This window comes from Nocardia sp. CA-145437 (genome assembly GCF_050956485.1).
GTDB lineage: Bacteria > Actinomycetota > Actinomycetes > Mycobacteriales > Mycobacteriaceae > Nocardia.
On record NZ_CP191204.1, the window covers coordinates 5,576,800 to 5,594,508 of the forward strand.

17 protein-coding genes and 1 pseudogene are annotated in these 17,709 nt (G+C 66.2%); 10 read left to right on the top strand and 8 right to left on the bottom strand.

Annotation, left to right across the window (positions count from 1 at the left end):
* Positions 1-25: 25 nt before the first annotated feature.
* Entirely contained in the window at positions 26-1,390 is a 1,365-nt protein-coding gene (locus ACQPYY_RS25940) for a cytochrome P450 (protein ID WP_433591326.1), read from the bottom strand.
* 101 nt (positions 1,391-1,491) lie between these two features.
* Positions 1,492-2,130 (bottom strand): hypothetical protein, encoded by a 639-nt coding sequence (locus ACQPYY_RS25945; protein ID WP_433591327.1) that lies wholly within the window; start codon positions 2,128-2,130, stop codon positions 1,492-1,494.
* Positions 2,131-2,377: 247 nt separating this feature from the next.
* Between ACQPYY_RS25945 and ACQPYY_RS25950 the strand changes: the two genes are divergently transcribed.
* Genes ACQPYY_RS25950 through ACQPYY_RS25965 form a run of 4 tightly spaced genes read left to right on the top strand, consistent with a single transcriptional unit; the run spans position 2,378 to position 8,233 of the window.
* Complete coding sequence (locus ACQPYY_RS25950) at positions 2,378-3,619, top strand: hypothetical protein (RefSeq protein WP_433591328.1); 1,242 nt, start codon at positions 2,378-2,380, stop codon at positions 3,617-3,619.
* Positions 3,619-4,281, top strand: a complete 663-nt coding sequence (locus ACQPYY_RS25955; RefSeq protein ID WP_433591329.1) for a hypothetical protein — start codon at positions 3,619-3,621, stop codon at positions 4,279-4,281. Before ACQPYY_RS25950 ends, ACQPYY_RS25955 begins: the two co-directional genes overlap by 1 nt.
* Complete coding sequence (locus ACQPYY_RS25960; RefSeq protein ID WP_433591330.1) at positions 4,278-6,263, top strand: PQQ-binding-like beta-propeller repeat protein; 1,986 nt, start codon at positions 4,278-4,280, stop codon at positions 6,261-6,263. The genes ACQPYY_RS25955 and ACQPYY_RS25960 overlap by 4 nt, the downstream gene beginning before the upstream one ends.
* Complete coding sequence (locus tag ACQPYY_RS25965) at positions 6,260-8,233, top strand: protein kinase domain-containing protein (protein ID WP_433591331.1); 1,974 nt, start codon at positions 6,260-6,262, stop codon at positions 8,231-8,233. Before ACQPYY_RS25960 ends, ACQPYY_RS25965 begins: the two co-directional genes overlap by 4 nt.
* A gap of 115 nt (positions 8,234-8,348) precedes the next feature.
* Here the strand turns inward: ACQPYY_RS25965 and ACQPYY_RS25970 are convergent, their stop codons facing one another.
* The gene (locus tag ACQPYY_RS25970; RefSeq protein WP_433591332.1) at positions 8,349-9,605 is read right to left on the bottom strand and encodes a haloacid dehalogenase-like hydrolase; all 1,257 of its coding nucleotides are present in this window, start codon (positions 9,603-9,605) and stop codon (positions 8,349-8,351) included.
* 318 nt (positions 9,606-9,923) lie between these two features.
* Between ACQPYY_RS25970 and ACQPYY_RS25975 the strand changes: the two genes are divergently transcribed.
* Both ACQPYY_RS25975 and ACQPYY_RS25980 read left to right on the top strand, forming a co-directional pair.
* Positions 9,924-10,595, top strand: a complete 672-nt coding sequence (locus tag ACQPYY_RS25975; protein WP_433591333.1) for a helix-turn-helix domain-containing protein — start codon at positions 9,924-9,926, stop codon at positions 10,593-10,595.
* Complete coding sequence (locus tag ACQPYY_RS25980) at positions 10,592-11,401, top strand: hypothetical protein (protein WP_433591334.1); 810 nt, start codon at positions 10,592-10,594, stop codon at positions 11,399-11,401. Before ACQPYY_RS25975 ends, ACQPYY_RS25980 begins: the two co-directional genes overlap by 4 nt.
* Positions 11,402-11,590: 189 nt before the next feature.
* Here the strand turns inward: ACQPYY_RS25980 and ACQPYY_RS25985 are convergent, their stop codons facing one another.
* On the bottom strand, positions 11,591-12,034 hold the full coding sequence (locus ACQPYY_RS25985) for a type II toxin-antitoxin system VapC family toxin (protein ID WP_433591335.1): 444 nt from the start codon (positions 12,032-12,034) through the stop codon (positions 11,591-11,593).
* Entirely contained in the window at positions 12,031-12,261 is a 231-nt protein-coding gene (locus tag ACQPYY_RS25990) for a ribbon-helix-helix domain-containing protein (RefSeq protein WP_433591336.1), read from the bottom strand. Before ACQPYY_RS25990 ends, ACQPYY_RS25985 begins: the two co-directional genes overlap by 4 nt.
* 333 nt (positions 12,262-12,594) lie before the next feature.
* Between ACQPYY_RS25990 and ACQPYY_RS25995 the strand changes: the two genes are divergently transcribed.
* From ACQPYY_RS25995 to ACQPYY_RS26005, 3 genes are all read left to right on the top strand, one after another.
* Positions 12,595-13,863, top strand: coding sequence for an ATP-binding protein (locus ACQPYY_RS25995; protein ID WP_433591337.1), 1,269 nt, complete (start codon positions 12,595-12,597; stop codon positions 13,861-13,863).
* Positions 13,860-14,045: a hypothetical protein gene (locus ACQPYY_RS26000; RefSeq protein ID WP_433591338.1), complete on the top strand. Its 186-nt coding sequence runs from the start codon at positions 13,860-13,862 to the stop codon at positions 14,043-14,045. Before ACQPYY_RS25995 ends, ACQPYY_RS26000 begins: the two co-directional genes overlap by 4 nt.
* Positions 14,046-14,212: 167 nt before the next feature.
* Complete coding sequence (locus ACQPYY_RS26005) at positions 14,213-15,328, top strand: replication-relaxation family protein (protein ID WP_433594733.1); 1,116 nt, start codon at positions 14,213-14,215, stop codon at positions 15,326-15,328.
* A 204-nt stretch (positions 15,329-15,532) separates the two neighbouring features.
* Here ACQPYY_RS26005 and ACQPYY_RS26010 read toward each other — a convergent pair whose 3' ends face one another.
* The 3 genes and pseudogenes from ACQPYY_RS26010 to ACQPYY_RS26020 all read right to left on the bottom strand — a co-directional run.
* Complete coding sequence (locus ACQPYY_RS26010) at positions 15,533-15,817, bottom strand: DUF3892 domain-containing protein (RefSeq protein WP_433591339.1); 285 nt, start codon at positions 15,815-15,817, stop codon at positions 15,533-15,535.
* 145 nt (positions 15,818-15,962) lie between these two features.
* Positions 15,963-16,679 carry a MerR family transcriptional regulator gene (locus tag ACQPYY_RS26015; protein ID WP_433591340.1) on the bottom strand — a complete coding sequence of 239 codons (717 nt, stop codon included), beginning with the start codon at positions 16,677-16,679 and terminating at the stop codon, positions 15,963-15,965.
* Positions 16,680-16,973: 294 nt separating this feature from the next.
* Positions 16,974-17,208, bottom strand: a pseudogene (locus ACQPYY_RS26020) (transposase); the annotation flags it as partial.
* 159 nt (positions 17,209-17,367) lie between these two features.
* Between ACQPYY_RS26020 and ACQPYY_RS26025 the strand changes: the two are divergent.
* Positions 17,368-17,709 carry a hypothetical protein gene (locus tag ACQPYY_RS26025; protein WP_433591341.1) on the top strand — a complete coding sequence of 114 codons (342 nt, stop codon included), beginning with the start codon at positions 17,368-17,370 and terminating at the stop codon, positions 17,707-17,709.

The window sequence follows — 17,709 nt, forward strand, 5'->3', positions numbered from 1 at the left end:
GGCACCCCGCAGCCGATTCGGCGTGTCAGCCCCGTCGTCGAAGGGTCACGGGGAGTGAGTCTTCCGGCAGCGGGGTGGCGCTCATGTCGAGGGGCATGATGTAGTCCTGCGGGACTTCCCATTCGAAGCTGCGGAGCAGCTGGTGGAGGACCATTTTGATCTCGAGGCCGGCGAAGTGCTGGCCCAGGCATTTGTGGGGGCCGCCGCCGAAGGGGGCCCAGGCCATGCGGTGGCGTTTGTGTTCGGCGCGGTCGTCGCTGAAGCGTTCCGGGTCGAACTCCTCGGGGTGGGACCAGATTTCGGGACGATGGTGGTTGGCCAGGGCGGGGACGATCACCATCGAGCCTTCCGGGACGAAGTAGCCGCAGATCTCGGTGTCCCGCACGGCTACGCGCGGCTCGATCTGGATCGGCGTGCACAGGCGCGTCGTTTCCTTGAAGATCCAGTCCAATTCGGTGAGGTCGGCGAGTTCGTCGTAGCCGAGCTCGTGGGGCATGTCGAGGGAGCGGGCGCGGGCGCGTTTCTGCCAGTCGGGGTACTTCGCCAGGTTGTAGACGATGTTGGCGAGGGTGCCGGTGGTGGTGTCGTGGGCGGCGGCCAGGAGGAAGACCATGTGGTTCACGACGTCCTCGTCGGTGAACCGTTCACCGTCCTCGCCGGTGGCGTGACACAGCACCGACAGCAGGTCGGCGCCCTGCTGGTCGCGGGCGGCCGTGATCCGTTCGGCGAGGAACACTTCGAGGGTGCGGCGGGCGCGCAGGCCCTTCCGCCAGCGGCTGCCGGGCAGCGATATCCGCACCATGGCGCCGCCGGCGTGCAGGAGCGCCATGATGGCGCCGCTGATCCGGTCGGCCTCCGCGCGCGGCAGGCGCGCACCCATGAAGACCTCGAGGGCCACATCCAGGGTCAGCTGCTCCAAACGCTTGTGCATGAGCACCGGGTTGCCCTCGGCCACACTGCCTTCCGGCAGCTCCGCGATGTGGCGTTCCACGATGGTGTGGAGGGCTTCCAGGTAGGAATTGAGCGCCGATCGCCCGAAGGCCTGCTGCATGATCGCGCGGTGCGCCTTGTGCTCGTCGAAGTCGAGCATCAGCAGGCCGCGGTCGAAGAAGGGCCCGTTGAGCGGCTTCCACGCGGGGCCGTTGGCGAACACCCGGTCCCGGTTCATCAGGACCTGCTGTGCCGCATCGGGACCGGCGGCGATGATCCACCGGCTGCCGAACATGTTCAGCACATGCACCGGGCCGTAGGTGTTCTCGTCCTCCTGCGCCGCGCCGTGCGGGTCGCGGCGCTGGCGCCGCAGCTGCGAGATCCAGTTCGTGGCCGGCCCGCTGATCTGCCGGAGCTCGCTGCCCGTCGGTGGTGCCGCGACGAATTGTGTTCTGGGCAAGGCAAACCCCTCCTGCGTAACTGACGACAAGGCCGAAAGTTACCTGCAGGGATAAGGGTCACACCAGGGTTCGGACAGATTTTGCCGAACCCTCCTGCGTTTTAATGCAGATTGGCTACGACGTCCGCCGCGATCGCCTTCGCCGCCGCTTCCGAGGCGGCCGCGCCGTTCCAGTCGTTGACGACGACATCCACGACGGCATTACCCGAACGCAGGATGAGTCGCGCGTCGGAACGACCCGGAATCGCCTTCGGACTACCGCTGACCATGACGGCCGACTGCACCTTCGACCCGAGTTCGGCGGGAGTGATCTCGATGGACTTCGACTCGTTGAGCTGCGGCTGATACACATCGGAGAGCGAGCTCTGAGCACGGCTGTACATCGCGGGCGAGCCGGCGGCCATGCGCAGGACCACCTGGATGCTGACCGGATGCGTCACGGAATCGGCCGTCGTCCAACTCGGCGTGTGGGTGACCTCGTCGGGGTTGAGCGTCATCGTCGGGGTGCGTCTGCACTGCGCCCCAGGGGTGTAGCGGCTCAGCAGCGCGGCGGAGACCAGCGTGCACTCGTCGCTCGTGTCGTGGTAGGTCGGCCCCGCGGCCGCCTCGTCGGAAGAGCCGGACGTGATCAGGAAGACCGCACCGGCCGCGATCGCGACTCCCAGCACCACCGCCCCGACGATCCACACCCGCTTGGACCGAGGCTGTCCCTGCTGCACCGGGGACATCACCGCACTCACCAACCCGCTCCGATCTAGAGAACTCAGCTGGTCAGAGACATTACCGCACCGCAAGCCATCCGCTACACCCGGCAACCCGCACCTCCGATGTGAAACCGATTGACGGCCAGGACAATTGATCGGCGGTTCGGCAACCCTGCCGCGACGGCGAATGCGATGCCGTCACGTAATCCTCCATGCCGGATTCGGGCATTCGCGGTACGGTGGCCCGGCGCTGGACAGCGCGGTCAGGAGGGAGGACTTGACCATGGCAGGTAGTGAGCACGCGGAAACCGAGGATGAGCGACAGCCGGTGGGTCCCGGTGATTCGACTCGGACCTCGGAGGCCCCCGACGGCGGTCCGGCCGAACCGACCTTGGCACGGCAGATCGCCGAATACGGTCCCATGCCCGAGTTCACGGTGCGGGTCATGGGAACGCGGCTGGCCGAAGCGCTCGCGGCGATGCACGCGCTGCGTCAGGTATTCGGAGATCTGCGTCCGGAGACGGTGCTGATGTCTCCGGACGGGCCGCGGCTGGGCACCGCCCGGCCGCCCGCCGATGCGGAACAGGGCGACGACGTATTCGCGCTCGCGGCGGTGCTGGTCTTCGCCGCGACCGGCCGCATGCCGGCCGACGGCGGATTGGCCGCGGCACCACCGGGACTGCGAAGCACAGTGGGCGACTGTCTATCCGGCGATGCGAGCCGCAGGCCGAACGCCGCCGATCTCGCGCGGGCGCTGGCCGCACCCGTGCCGGCGGTGCAGGCGCCGTTCCCGCCGGAGCCGACGCCCTTCCCGGATCAGACCACCCGCCGATTGCCGACCGACTCGGCGACGGCGCGTAGTCCGGAATATTCTTCCGCACCGCATGATTCGCGTAGCCGTCTGCCGTGGATCCTCGCTGCCGTCTGCGCGGCCCTGATCGTGGCGATCCTCGCGACCGTCGGCATCGTTCTCGCCACCCGCGACGACGGCGGCACGGCGAGCCCCGGCGGAACTTCCAGCGGCACGGCGGATCCGGCGGTGAAGTACACCAGCGCCGGCCTCGGCGACGCCTGCGCGCTGCTCGACTTCACCGCCCTCGAGAAGTACATCGGCAAGCCCTACAAGAGCCCGCAGGGCGACAAGATCGAGTTGCCGCAGGTCGCGGATTCGCTGGAGTGCATGCCGCTCAACGATCACGGCTTCGTCCTGCTCCACATCGAGGTCTCCGACCACATGGACATGATCCACCAGCTCTACGACGGCCATCGGGCGGACGGTCTGGGCACCACGGGATCCGGCGTGACCACCGCCAAGGTGCCGGGAATCGGTGAGGACGCGTACCAGGTCATCCACGAACCGAACAAGGGCGATACCCAGCAGATCGGCTGCCAGCTCGGCTTCCTGAAGGCGAACGTGGTCGTCATCGTGGACGTGAACCTGTCCGAGGACAACGGCACCGGCCGCGACAAGCTCGCGGAGATCTGCCAGACGCAGGCCCGCACCGTGCTCGGGAGGCTGAAGTGATGGACCGGCCTCCGGTGTCGTCCGGCAACCGGTTGCCGTGGGTGATCGCGGCGGTGTGCGCGACGCTGCTCGTCGCGACCGTCGTGTTCGCGGTGGTGGCGCTGACGGGCGGCGGTGGCAGCACGAACACCGCCGGGACGACCACCGCGTATCAGCCGGGTGGGCCCTTGCGTGAGAAGCCGGGCAGGTACCAGCCCGGCAAGGTCGCCAATTCCTGTGAGGCGCTGGACTTCTCCGCGATCGAGAAGATGGGGTTTCCGGCGAAGGGCAAGCCGGTCCACGAGGAGCGGAACGCGGGGAACACCGGCAGCCTCGAATGCTCGGCCGATTTCGAGAACGCCTCGTTGACCGGGCAGGCCGCCTACGAAGCGCAGGATGACCCGGGGATCTTCGACGAACTGAAGGCCGGCACCATCGCTACGCCACCCGCGAATACGACCGCGGGCGCGATTTCCGGCCTGGGTGGTTCCGCGTATTTCACGGTGGAGGACATCGGCAACGCCACCAGCACCTATCTCACGGCGGTGGTGGAGGTATTCGACGAGAATCTGCGGTTGCGCACCACGTTCAAGGTGTCCGGCCTCGGTCTGCACACCACCCGTGAGGATGTGCGCAAGGCCGCCGAGGCTCAGGCGCGCACCATGCTGGATCGGCTTCGGTGACAGCGGAATCGGCGCGCACCGTCGGCCCCTACCGGGTGATCGGCCGGCTGGGATCCGGTGGCATGGGTGAGGTGCTGCTCGGGCGGTCGCCGGGCGGACGGCAGGTCGCGCTCAAGGTGGTGCACCGGCATCTGGCCCGCGACAGTGAGTTTCGCGCCCGCTTCGCCCGCGAGATCCAGGCGGCGCGAGCGGTCGGCGGCTTCTACACGGCCGCCGTGGTCGACGCCGACTGTGAGGCGGCGCAGCCCTGGCTGGCCACCGATTTCATCGCCGGACTGTCCTTGAAACACGTGGTGACCGATTTCGGCCCGCTACCGGAAGCGTCGGTGGAGGAGCTGGCGGCGGGAGTCGTCGAGGCGCTCCTCGCCATCCACGAGGCGGGCGTCACCCATCGCGATCTGACGCCGGGCAATGTGCTGCTCACCGAATCCGGGCCGCGTGTCATCGATTTCGGCATCGCCAAGCTGGTCGCCGAGACGCAGTCGATGACGGCCACCGGCTCGATCATCGGCACGCCCGGGTACATGTCGCCGGAGCATGTGCTCGACGGCGAGGTCGGTCCGGCGGGCGATGTCTTCTCGCTCGGGTCGGTGCTCACCTTCGCCGCCACCGGGCACGGACCGTTCGAGGACAAGACGTCCGCGCTGGTCATGATGCGGGTGGCGCACAACAAACCCGATCTCGGCGGGCTGCGCGAGGGCAGGCTGTACCGGATCATCACGGCCTGTCTGCACAAGGATCCGGATGCCCGGCCGAGCACCGCGGACCTGCTGGCCGCGCTGGCCGATCACCGATCGGAGCCGAGTCCGACCGGCTGGCTACCGCCACCGATGCTGCGGGCGGTGGCCGTACCGCCGGCGATCGAGCCGCTGGAGCCGGCACGGCCGATGAGCCGCCGCACGGTGGTGGTCTCGGCCGTCGTCGGCGCGGCGGCGGTCCTGGCGGGGTCGTTCGGCGCGGGGAGGCTGATCGTGAATGGCGTGCGGTCCACAGCGCCTGCCGCGGTGGCGAGTCCGGGTGGCGCGCTGCGGTGGAAGAGCGATATCGGAGCCTTCGTCGGCGCCGACCGCGCGGTCGATCCGGTGGCGGCGGACGCGAATTCGGTCTACGCCGGCAGCATCGACGGGTCGTTGTACGCACTCGACATCGGGTCCGGCGCGACGCGATGGAAATCTCCCATGCAACAGGAGCTCTCGCACGGACCGGTGATGTCGGGCGGAAAAGTGTTCGCCACCAACATCAACGGGCTGTTCGCGTTCGATGCCACCACAGGCGCCCGGTTATGGAGCAATGCGAACATCACGGGCGCTGTCGCGGCCGACGGCGGGCTCGTGTTCGGTGTGATGTCGACCGCGCGCGGCGACGGCATCGTCGCTTACGACGCCGCCACCGGCGTCCAGCGCTGGAATGCGCTGGGCGGTGAGGATCTCTTCATCAGCCGGGTCTCCGCCGCGGACGGCGTGGTCGCCACCGTGACCGGTCGCTCCCAACTCTGCGCGCTGGATGCCGCGACCGGTGCGGAGCGCTGGCGGAAAGGCGATGCGAAGCTCGAATTCTCCCGGCTGGAGACGCCGGTCATCGCCGATAGCACGATCTTCATGGCGGCCGGGTCCGCTTTCCGCGCCTTCGATCTCGCCACCGGCGCCGAGAAGTGGAAGTTCGACCACTACGGCGGCTTCGCGACCACGGTGCGTAGCGGCACGGTCTCCATCGTGGACTACGACCGCGCCTACGGATTCGACGTCGCCGAGGGCACCGTGCGCTGGCTGTACCGCGCGGACGAACCGCTGTCCGTCACGATCGCGGCGGGCACGGACTCCGTCTATGTCGTCACCGCGAAAGTTCTGCACGCGCTCGACAGCGCCACCGGCGAGCAGCGCTGGAGTTTCACCGCACCGGACAAGATCGGCCGCGTCACCTTCGGCTCGGGAAGCGTGTTCCTGAGCTGCGATGACCGAAACGTCTACGCCCTCACCGCATGAACACGCCAGCACACCGGGTGATCGAGCCCCCGGCCGCCGACGATCCGCGCCGCATCGGCCGGTATCGCGTGCTCGGCAGGCTCGGGTCGGGCGGTATGGGTGAGGTCTTCCTCGCCGTGTCGCCGGGCCGCAGGCTGGTCGCGGTGAAGGTGGTGCATCCGCATCTGGCCCGCGACCCGGCGTTCCGGCAGCGCTTCGCCCGCGAGGTGGCGGCCGCGCGGGCGGTGGGCGGATTCCACACGCCGGCCGTGGTGGACGCCGATGTCGAGGGGCCGCTGCCGTGGAGTGCGAGCGAATACATCCCGGCACCCGCGCTGGACGAGGTGGTCACGAAATACGGTCCGCTGCCGGTCGATTCGGTGTGGGAGCTGGCGCGCGGCATGGCCGAGGCGTTACAGGCCATCCATGCCGCGCAGGTGGTGCACCGGGATCTGAAGCCGTCGAATGTGCTGATCGCGGCGGACGGGCCGCGTGTCATCGACTTCGGGATCGCGCAGTCGCTCGGCGACGGCGCGACGGTCACGGTGACCGGCGGGGTGATCGGTACGCCCGGATACATGTCTCCGGAACAGGCGCGGGGTGAGTTCGTCGGTCCCGCCGGGGATGTGTTCTCCCTGGGGTCGGTGCTGCTGTACGCGGCCTGCGGCCGAGGACCCTTCGGAACCGGCGACGCGGCGGCACTGCTCATGCGGGTCGCGACCGGCAAGCCGGACCTGTCGGGATTGCCGCCCGGATCACTGGGTGACCTTGTCGCGCAATGCCTGTCGATCGACCCCGGCGACCGGCCACGACCCGCTGACCTGCTCGCGGTCCTGAACCGCTCGCCTCGCGCGGCGGCGGAGTGGCTCCCCGCCGAGGTGGCCGATGGCACCCGGGCGGTCACGCGAGAGGTCTCGGACCTCACTCTGCACGCCGCGGCGACCGAGCCGGAGCTCCCACCGCGCCGCACGCGGGCGGGCATGATCGTCCTCGCGGTCCTGGCGACCGTACTGCTCGCGGTGGCGGGCGGGCTCAGCTATTCCGCTGTGCGCGATTCTGGGACGTCAACGGCCACAACGCCTTCGAGTGCGCCATCGACGGCGGCCGCGCCGCGCGCGACCCGAATTCCGGTCACCGGCCTCCCGACCTCCGTGGCCCTGTCGGCCGACGGCAAACAGCTGTTCGTTCTGGGCGGCGGCACCGTGGAATTCGTCGGACTCGCGACCGGCGTCGTCACCCGGACCCTGAAGCTCGATCTGGCGGTGTTCGAACAGGCCACCGTGGCCCCCGACGGCAGACGCATCTACGCACCCTCGCTCGCCCGCAAGGTGATTCGCGTTCTGGACGCCACCACCGGCGCCGAGATCGGAACCCTGGGGCCGGTCGATTCCCCCAAACGGCCGGACGTCTCCCCCGACAGCCGCCTGGTCTACGTCCCCGATGGCAACAACCTCGCCCTCTTCGACGCGGAGACGAACTCCCGTGTCGGCGAACGCATCCCGATTCCGCAATCCCCGGGCAAGACCTTGCCGCTACCGGATTCGAGCAAACTGTTCATCGCCGAATACAGCCTGATGAACCAGAAGAAGAACGACATCTCCGTCTACCACTCGGCGACCGGCGCGGTCACCGGCATCGATGTCGGAGTCCGCACCCGCGATCTGGCCCTGTCCGCCGACGGCCGCCGGGCCGCGGTGACAACCTGGACCGCCAACCGGGCCTTCTTCATCGACACCGCCACCGAAACAGTCACCGGCAGCATAGATTTCGACTCCCGCCTGTCCGGCGTCGCCCTGTCCGCCGACGGCTCCCGCGCCTACATCGCCTCCGAAGCCACCGCCACCGTCATGGTCGTGGACACCGCCACCGCGAAGCTCGTCGACCAGATCCGCGTCGAACAGGAACCCGAAGGGCTCGTCATGGCCGCCGACGGCCGCCTGTACGTCGCGAACTCCCGCTCCGGCTCGGTGTCGGTGGTGTCCACGCGCTGAGGCTTTCTCTCGGCTCCGGCACCGTGCCGGTAACAGCGTGCCGTCGCGGTACCCGGATACGAAAAGAGCCGGGCTCGGCGATCTCGCCGAGCCCGGCCGGTGGGGGCGTCCTAGCTCAGTAGACCTTGTCCGCCTGGTCAGGGATGACCGCGCCGGTGGTGTCGTCCTTCGCGGGGGCACCGCTTCCGTCGGGGTTGGTGTAGCCCTTGGTGGAGCACGGGTACAGCGAGGTCTTCTGCGCCTTGGGCTCGATGAACATGGGGTTGACCAGCCACTTGCCGTCGCCGTTGAAGTACGCGGGGCACATCAGCTCGGTCTTGTTCCGGTTGATCACCAAGCGCAGCGCGGTCGCGTCGCGAACGAAGGTGGCGTCGGTGGTGGAGTCGCCCGCCGCGAAGACCTGGCGGTTGTCCTGGCGCTCCCACGCGGCCGCGCCGGTGACGCCGAAGACCCGCTCGTTGATGAAGCAGCGCTTGCCATCGAGGTAGGTAATGGCCTGATCCTCACCGGAACCGCCGCAGCCGACGGTGTGGTAGCTGCGCACTCCGTGGTCCATGACGTTCTGGATTCCCACGATGTGATTGCGCTGCACACCCAGATGCGGCGCCCAGGCCTCGATCACGGCCTGCGGCGAGGCGGTGATCACCCAGACGTCGAAGCCCTCCTTCTGCAGGGTGCGGTAGAGATCGGCCATCTGGTCGTAGTAGCGGACCCAGGCCACGACCTTCTTGGTGCCCACCATCTGCGTGGCGCCGACCGGATTGGCGAGGTTCTCCGCGCGGGCGGCCTCGGCGAACTTGGTCACGGTCTCGTCGTTGTAGCCGGAGAGCAGGTTGTTCACCCACGCGTAGGAGGCTTCCGTGCGGCGCTGATTCCAACCGGCGAACGCGGGCTTACCGGTGGTCGTCGTGGTGTCGTTGTACACCGTGTACAGCTCATCCGCGCACGCGGTGTTCGTGCTGGTCGGCAGCGGCTGACCGGCGGCGACGGTGGTGCCGCACGCCTGGGACAGCGCCGCGGCGGCATCCTTGGTCAGGTACGGGCTGGTCTGCGTCCAGTCCTTGTTCGGAGGCTGCAACACCTTGTCATTACGCAGGATCCAGAACGTGGTGGCGTCGCCCGCGTCGTTCTTGATCGTCGTGTTGTCCCAGTCGAACGTGGCAACCGGGTGCTTGTTGCCGTGAACCGCCTTGTTGCACTTGCCGTACTCGTCGACCAGCTGCTGCAGTTTCGAGGCGTTGTCGCCGTACCACTGCAGTGAACGGTCGAGCTGCGCGCAGTTGTTGCTCGACGGGGCCGCGCTCGCCTGTGGCATCACCAAGGAGGCGAGGCCCAGCATGACCGCCAGCGCGAGTAGATATCTCTTTGTCATGCGCGGCACGCTAGGCATCCCACCCCACCGCAAGCCGTCACCTACGTAAATAAAGGACTGGTGTCCGGCAAATTATTGACATCGACTCCGTCGTCCGAGATCGGATGCGCGGCAGCCTGTTCCGAAACGCAACAAAGCCGCAGCCCATCGATCTGCGGCTATGCCGTTCGGTGGAGCTGGCCGACCAGCATGCGAACCGGGTGGGCCCTGATAGACGAGCCGGACATCCTGGCCGGGGCGGCGGCCTGCGACATGGCGTTCGCGCCGGCGATGCCGATACACTTTACAGATTAGGTCCGAAATGGGACATTATCTGTCATGACTGAGAGCGACTTCGTCAGCCTCGAAGTAGCGGCGGCACTGCTAGGGATTTCGATTCGGCACGTCCGTCGCCTCGCAAACTCCGGACGCCTGACCCAAGTCGCCCGCGGAGTGCTCGAGCGCGACTCGGTGGATCGCTACCTGATGTCGCAGCGTCAAGGTCGAACCCGCTCGTGGGCGGAGCATACGGCGTGGGGGGCGATCGCACTCCTCTCCGGCGAAGAGGCTGACTGGCTCGGCCCTACCCAGGCCTCACGGATCCGACGCACGCTCCGGGAACTGGTAGACCCGAGCGACCTGGTTTCACGGGTCCGCGACCGCGCGCACGTGCAAACATTCGCAGCTCACCGCGCCGCGATGCCCCGGCTTCGCGCAATCGTCGTGCGCCCCAATATGAATGCTCTCGGTATCGTCGACAGCGGAGAAGCCCGAATCGACGGCTACATCGCCGCATCAGACCTCGACAACGCGATTCGGACTCTCGGTCTCCGCATCGAGTCCTCCGGTGACATCACCCTGCGTGTCACCAACTTCGACTTCAACCAAGTCCGCAAGCTCGTTTCCACAAGCGCCGTCGTCGCGGCGCTCGACGCCGCGACCGTGCTCGACCCCCGAATTCGGGGGGTCGGCCAGCGCGCTCTCGCCGAGATGCTGGAGGCATACCGATGAGCGATCAACCCGAGCGACCGACGATCGACATCGCCTCCTTCCCCGGCGGCTGGCCGACACCGTGGCCCAATGTTGCCGAACTGGCCACCGCGCTCCCACGTGACAACTGGACCTTGGTCGGCGGACTCATGACCCAACTGCACACAATCCACTACGGAATCGGCGTCGTTCGCCCAACCAACGACGTGGATATCGTGCTGCACATCGAGACCCAGCGTGGAATTCCGGCTGCCGCGGCGACCGCGCTCGAAAGCCTCGGGTACCGACTGCAGCCCTCCATCGGCCCACGCAACAACACGGCGCACCGGTTCGTACGCGGAACAACAACCGTCGACCTCGTCGCTGGTGCCCCGACCGAAGATCACGTCGATGTCTTGATCTCCGATCATCCGGCGCCCAAGGTTGTCGAACGACTCCGCGGCCGCGACATGGTCCGCATCGAAGGTGGCACCCAAGCGCTACGCCGAACCATCAACGCACGCATCGAGATAACAGCGGGGGTGGTCGCAGAGATCTCCGTGCCGCGCCCGTTCGGTGCCGTGATTCTCAAGTCAGCGGCTTACACGACGGATTCCCGGGATCGGGACCGGCACCTTTACGACGCCGCGGCACTGCTGGCATGCATCGCGGATCCGTTCGCGGAACGTGCCGACTTCGCCGGCTCCGACCGGCGTCGAATCTCCATGCTGGCAACCCAACTCGTACCCGAGCATTCCGCGTGGCGCACGCTGTCACGCCAACACCGGACTCAGGGCGAGACCGCCTTGGCGATCTTGGCCCAAGCGGACCAGACACCGGAGCATTGATCGAATCCCGGGCATCCCGCATCGGGCGATCATTTTGGGCCCAGGTGGCCTGGCCGAGTTCGATGCCATCCCCAACCGCATCCCGAACGACAACCTGCCTGGTGCGAAGAAACAGGTGCGGCCCGGCGATTCGTCGGGCCGCACATCACGATCCGCGCGGCCGGCACCCGACCGCGGTTTGTCAGCGGTTCAATCGCCCTGGAGCAAGAGCCGGAACGACGAATGAGCCGGGGTCAATGGCCGCACGGCACGAAAGTCCTTCTCATCCAAGGTCAGTACGTCGTTGGTGAGGTAACGCTCGGCGAGCACGACAGTCACCGCATCGGCCAGATCGAGCCGCAGGCCGCGATACTGCTCGATGATCTTCTGGGCGACCCGGAGGTCATCGCGGTCCACCGGTGGCACGAGCACCGCGCCCTCCTCGGCGGAGGTGAGCAGATCGTCGAGTACGAGATCGGCTACGCGGCGGTCTTTTCCGAATCGCGCGACCAGCAGATGATCGACCTCGTCCAGCACGAGCGGCGAGACAACCGCGACGGAGGTGGCGAGGAATTCACGGGCCCGCTCGTGCAGGTCCGCGGCGCGATCGTAGGCAGCGATGATGGCCGAAGTATCGGCGACGAAGAAGCTCACTCGCCGTATGCCTCGCCGAGCAAGTCCTCACTGTTGGCGGCAAACCGAGGATCGCCGGAATCGAACGACGGCCAGGGACGGGTGCGCCGTACCCGGTGCGCCCGCATCAATACCAGGTCTATCCCCTCGCGGATCAGATCGGCTTCCGATCGCCCCGCTGCTTCGGCAGCCTCTTTGAGACGGGCAGCCTGCTCGGGATCCAGGTACACGCTCGTTTTGGCCTTCATGAACGTAGGGTACTACGTAGGGCACCTGCCGGGTTCGCGCATTGCCTGAACAGCAGCGGTGCTTGTCGATGGGCCCGCAATCATGATTCGAGCGGTGGGTGCCCGGCCGGGCTCGGTTGTCGGTGCCCGATGATCGCGACCGCTCCCCGTGCCCGATCGCAACGAATCATCTGCGGACCAAACCGCCGACTCAATGACAACGCTCCAGCGAAGCAGCGGCTCCAGCATCGGCAAGAAGCGCACGACCGAAGCGGCAGATCACGCACACAGGAACCGGCAGATCGCGCACGTATTATGCGGCAAATCGCGCATGACATATGCAATACTGCTGCGGTGACCTCGTCCTTCTCGTCATCGCCGATTGGTCGGATCCTTCCCCGGCATACCCACTCGGCAGTGCATGAAGCGCTTGCAGATACTCGTGTCGTCCTGGTCAACGGAGCTCGCCAATGCGGAAAGAGCACGCTGGTCGCCCGGATAGGCAGGGAGATCGGCGCGACCTGGCGCAGCCTCGACAAACCCGAGACCCGACAGGCAGCCGGCTACGACCCCACACAGTTCGTCCTCGACGATTCCCTCTTGATCATCGACGAGGTCCAGCGAGTGCCGGAACTGCTGCTGGCGATCAAGGAGACCGTCGACGCCGACGGACGACCCGGCCGGTTCCTGCTGACCGGTTCGGCTCACGTCATGGCACTTCGGAGCGTTCCGGACGCGCTCCCCGGACGCATGGAGACGATCGAACTCTGGCCGCTCTCCCAAGGCGAAATCGACGGCGCACCCGACAAATTCATCGATTGTGCCTTCGAGCGCGGACCCCAGCTACGGCACGACGGGACCGAGAATCGCGATGATTACATCGAACGGATTGCGCGCGGCGGTTTCCCCGAAGCCGTTGCACGAGAGGGTAAACGGCGTTCCCGATTCTTCTCCTCCTACGTCGCCGATCTGATCAATCGAGATGTCATGCAACTGTCCGAGATCGAACGTTCCGCTGAGATGTTCACCCTGACCAACCTCGTCGCGGCCCGCTCCGGTCAACTTCTGGTGCCCGGCGCCCTCGGCAATGAACTCGGCCTGCCCAAGGACACCGTCGCCCGCTATCTCCGCCTCCTGGAAGAGGTTTTCCTGATCAAGCGCATCCCCGCTTGGTCCCGAAACCTGACCACTCGGGCCGTCGCGACCTCCAAGGTGTTCATGGTCGATTCCGGAATCGCCACATATTTGTGCGGTGCCGACCCGCGCGCACTGCGGGCCGTGAACGGCCCACTCGGGCCACTACTGGAGGGCTTCGTAGCCGCCGAACTCGCTCGTCAGCTCACCTGGTCCGACCAGGAGGCCCGCATGTTCCACTACCGCACTCGCGACAACGTCGAGGTCGACATCATCCTCGAGAACAACCGACGCGAGGTGATCGCGATCGAGGTGAAAGCCGCCGCCACGGTCAAGGGCGAGGACTTCCGCGGCCTCCGCCACCTCGCAGAACGCCTGGGCGACGACCTCCTCGCCGGATACGTGCTCTACACCGGCACCGAAACCCTCCCCTTCGGACCGAAATTCCGCGCCCTGCCGGTCAGCGCCCTGTGGAACACACGACCATGACCACCTCGAACGGTTCGCGCGCCGCCACGAAAACAGCAGAGCCGCAGGCTATTGACCTGCGGCTCTGCTTTTCGGTGGACCTGACGGACCAGCATACGAACCGGGCGGTGCTGGTCGACGGGCCGGACGTGATCATCCGGGCCGTGGGTGCCCGACCGGTCGCGGGCGGTGATGCCCGATGACCGGCCACGACGAACATCGGGCTGCGTTTGGATCGGCGGATGGCAATACGGATGGGTCGGCGTCTGCTCGGCGTCCTATAACCGCCGCCCCAAACGCCGAACACGGTATCGGCATCCGCGCCGCTCAACACCACAATCCGAGGGCGGGGTCGAAATCCCGACTCAGTATCAATACTGAGGGTCCATCACGTGGGGGGCGGCGGCGTGGCCGCGGCGGGCATCCGGATGCCGGTCCCTGGTTCCGACTCCTCGATCGTGACCGTCGTCTTCTCTACCTTCTGAACGAGCACAAGGTGTTGACCACCGACCAGATCGCAGCGCTGGAGTTCACCTCGACCCGCCGCGCCCAGGACCGACTACGCAAGCTGCGTGAGATGGGCATGCTGTTCGCCTTCCGCGAGTCGCTCTACGGCGGTGGCACCAGCCAAACACGCCACGCCCTCGGCTACTCCGGCGCACGCCTGATCGCCGCCGCACGTGCCGGGAAGCCGCCGACCCCGGCCGCGCACGCAGTGATGCTCGAACGGCTGGCCTGCTCCCCGACCCTCGAGCACCGCTTGGGGGTCAACAGTTTCTTCGCCGCGCTGGCCGCGCACCGCAACCCTGCCCGTCACCCCGATACTGCGGATGCGGAGGGGCTGACGCAGTGGTGGTCGGAACGCCAATGCACCGACCAGTTCTGGACCTCGCCGCTCGATCCCACCCCAATCCGCCCGGACGGGTATGGCTGCTGGGAGCAGGGCGGGCGCGCGGTGCGGTTCTTCCTCGAATACGACACCGGCACTGAAACCTTGTCCACCGTCGCCTCCAAACTCGCCGACTACCAGAGCTTTCCCACCGACCGATTCGGAATCCTGCTCTTCTCGCTGCACTCGACCCGCCGTGAAACCGGGCTACACACCGCCCTACGCCGCACCTTCGCCAACGGCGACTCGGGCCTAGTGATCGCGACCGCCGCCCGCGACCTCACCCACCAAGACGGCCCCGCAGGCCCGGTCTGGGCGTTGCTGACCGCCAGCAACAGTGACACCGTGACCGAGCGGCTTCGGCTGGCCGAGCTACCCGAACGCGGCCCACGCATCTCCCACCACGCCAGCACCGGCCAGCCCTACAACGAAGCCGCCTTCGACCATGACGACCCGACCGTCCGCGACCGGTTCCTCACCAGCCAGCCACAGCCCACCAGCCCGTATCCAGCTGCGGCCGTGCACCTTCACGACGGCACCGCCTCCACAGACGACAACATCATCATCGACCTGGACCACTACGATGATGAGTCCTGAGAGCACTCAACGGCGTTTCTGGATGGACGCGGAAGAGGGCTTGCTGGAGCCACTACCGTCCATCGAGATGCTCTTCGTGCCTTCGCAGCACCGGGTCCAGTCGCATCTATTGACATTCTGGAAAGGGTGAGAGGGCGGACTCAGCCGCACCGCATCCGAGATGGTCCTCGGAATCCGGTGCGGCTGTTCATCCTTCAGCCTTGCCTAGAATTTCGGCAGGTTGAGCAGATTGTTCGTCCAGACTCCGTCGGCATGAGTCCGCAGATACTTCGGCTTGCCGTTGCCTGGATTGACAACGCCTACATCCACCCGCGGCGCGCGGGGCTCTTCCACGTACGCCTTGCCGTTCTCATTCCCGATCCAGGCAACGATGTCCGCCCGGGTGTTCTCGCCTGTCTTGCTTGTCGCCGGGTTGATCCACCGCAGCCGCTGGATGTGCTCGTGGGTGGTGCCACCTTCGAGGTGGATAGCGGTGATACGAATTGCCATGATTAGTGTTTGCCCTTACTTCGTGGGTTGTGTTTCTCCGACCGAAGTGAAGGCCGTACGCTACGAGTGCAAGCAGGTTGCGTAGCAGCCTTCACAGTGAGGCGGGCACTCCAATGCCCGCCTCACTACTTGTATTCAGCGCTTTTCAGCTGGTCACCTCCTTCTTCCGGGTAGATGCTGGCCGCTTCGCTGACCCGTCTTCGGGGTCGGGCGGGAGCTTCTCGTTCGGCCCCAAACCGAGGATGACCGTGGCCGGATCAGTGGAGTAGTTGCGCTGCAATGCCAGAGTGATCCGGGTAGCGGCGAACCACTCCGGATCGCCTTCCACACCGTTCTCGTCCTTCGGACGCCGGGCGATGGCGAATCCAATCGTCGTGTCCGGGTGGGTCGAACGCTTTAGGTTCCTGTTCTTGTCGACGATGTCGACCGCTCGCTCGGGAAGTTGGCCCAAAGTGTCGATGAACAACCGCGGCACGTTGATCGCAGCTTCGACCGACCGGACGTGTTGCCGGGCGACGAATTCGAGCTCGCAGAGGTCTAGTTGGCCGGCCATGCGAGCCCGGATGAGGCACTTCCACACCGGCATCAGTTCTTGTAGCGCCTCGATGGAAACGCCGATCTTTCGGGCGCGCAGGATCCACTTCGCCAGGTCGACCACGATCAGTGGGTAGGCCCCGGCCCGGGAGCCGACGCGGACGCTGTGAGGGATCAGCTTTGCAGTTGTGGCGTAAAAGGTGAGCTGACGGGAGGTCAGAGAGAACCCAGCCTTGCGGACCGCAGCGATCAGCTCAGACTTTGTAACCAGCTGGTCGCTGCCCTGGAGCTGTAGATACTCCAAGAAGCCGTTCTCTTCGATTTCCACCGCGCACCACCTTCACTGCTGTTCCGTACACCATCAGTGTACGACATGCCACTGACATGGCCATACGACCAGTGTAAGTGATCACGGTGACATACGACCGGCTGTGACAATCTGGGCACGGTGCCATATCCCTCGGGTAGCTCGAACGTCACCCGCACGCCCCATCCAAGGTCATCCCCCGAATTACGAAGGCAATGAACACGACAAGCAGCTCAATCGCGCCAGATCTGTGGAGGCGATTGGATGCACCCGGCGAAGCTCAACCGGCCAAGGCGGTTCGAGGTCGATCGAACGCTCAATCACGACCGCGGTCGCCAGCCGCACGAAGGACACCGGGTTCGGGAAGATCTCCACCACATCAGAGCGGCGTTTGATCTCCTTGTTCAACCGTTCGATCGGGATTGTTGGACCACACCTTCGACCAGTGCGCGTGCGGGAATCCGGTGCACGCCAGCACATCGTATTTCGCTTCCCGCATCATCTCTGCCACCTTCGGAAACGACCTGGCCAGGGTGTCGGTGACCTGATCCTGAGCCACGCGTTCGCGTTATTGCGACAGAGCGGGCGCACAGTTTGTTTAGAAGCCCCGTTACGCGCGGTCTGCGGCAGGATCGTCCCCGGTGCTGCTAGACATACATCCGTGCACCCAGCGCTTTCGCCATCACAGATTCGGGTTCTGCGTCATCTCGTGACCGCCGAGATTCCGTACCCTGATGCGATAGCGGCCGCAGCCCGGGGGCTAGACCAGGAGAGCATCACAGCCGACGTGCAAACTCTCAGTTGGATGGGCCTACTGGAAGTCACAGGTGAGAGTCTGGTTATCACGCCGCGAGGCAAGGCGGTCTACTTCGAAGCCGAGTGCGCCACGCTTGGCGAACGCCTGGCTGAGGTGAGCGTATTCGCCGATGAGATGCAGCGACGTACACCCTCACTCAGTCCGGAAATGCACGCGCTCCGTGAACTCGCAGAGGGTACATGGAGCGGAACAGAGGCGCTAGCGTACGTGGAGCGCTGGGCGGAGAAACGCTGA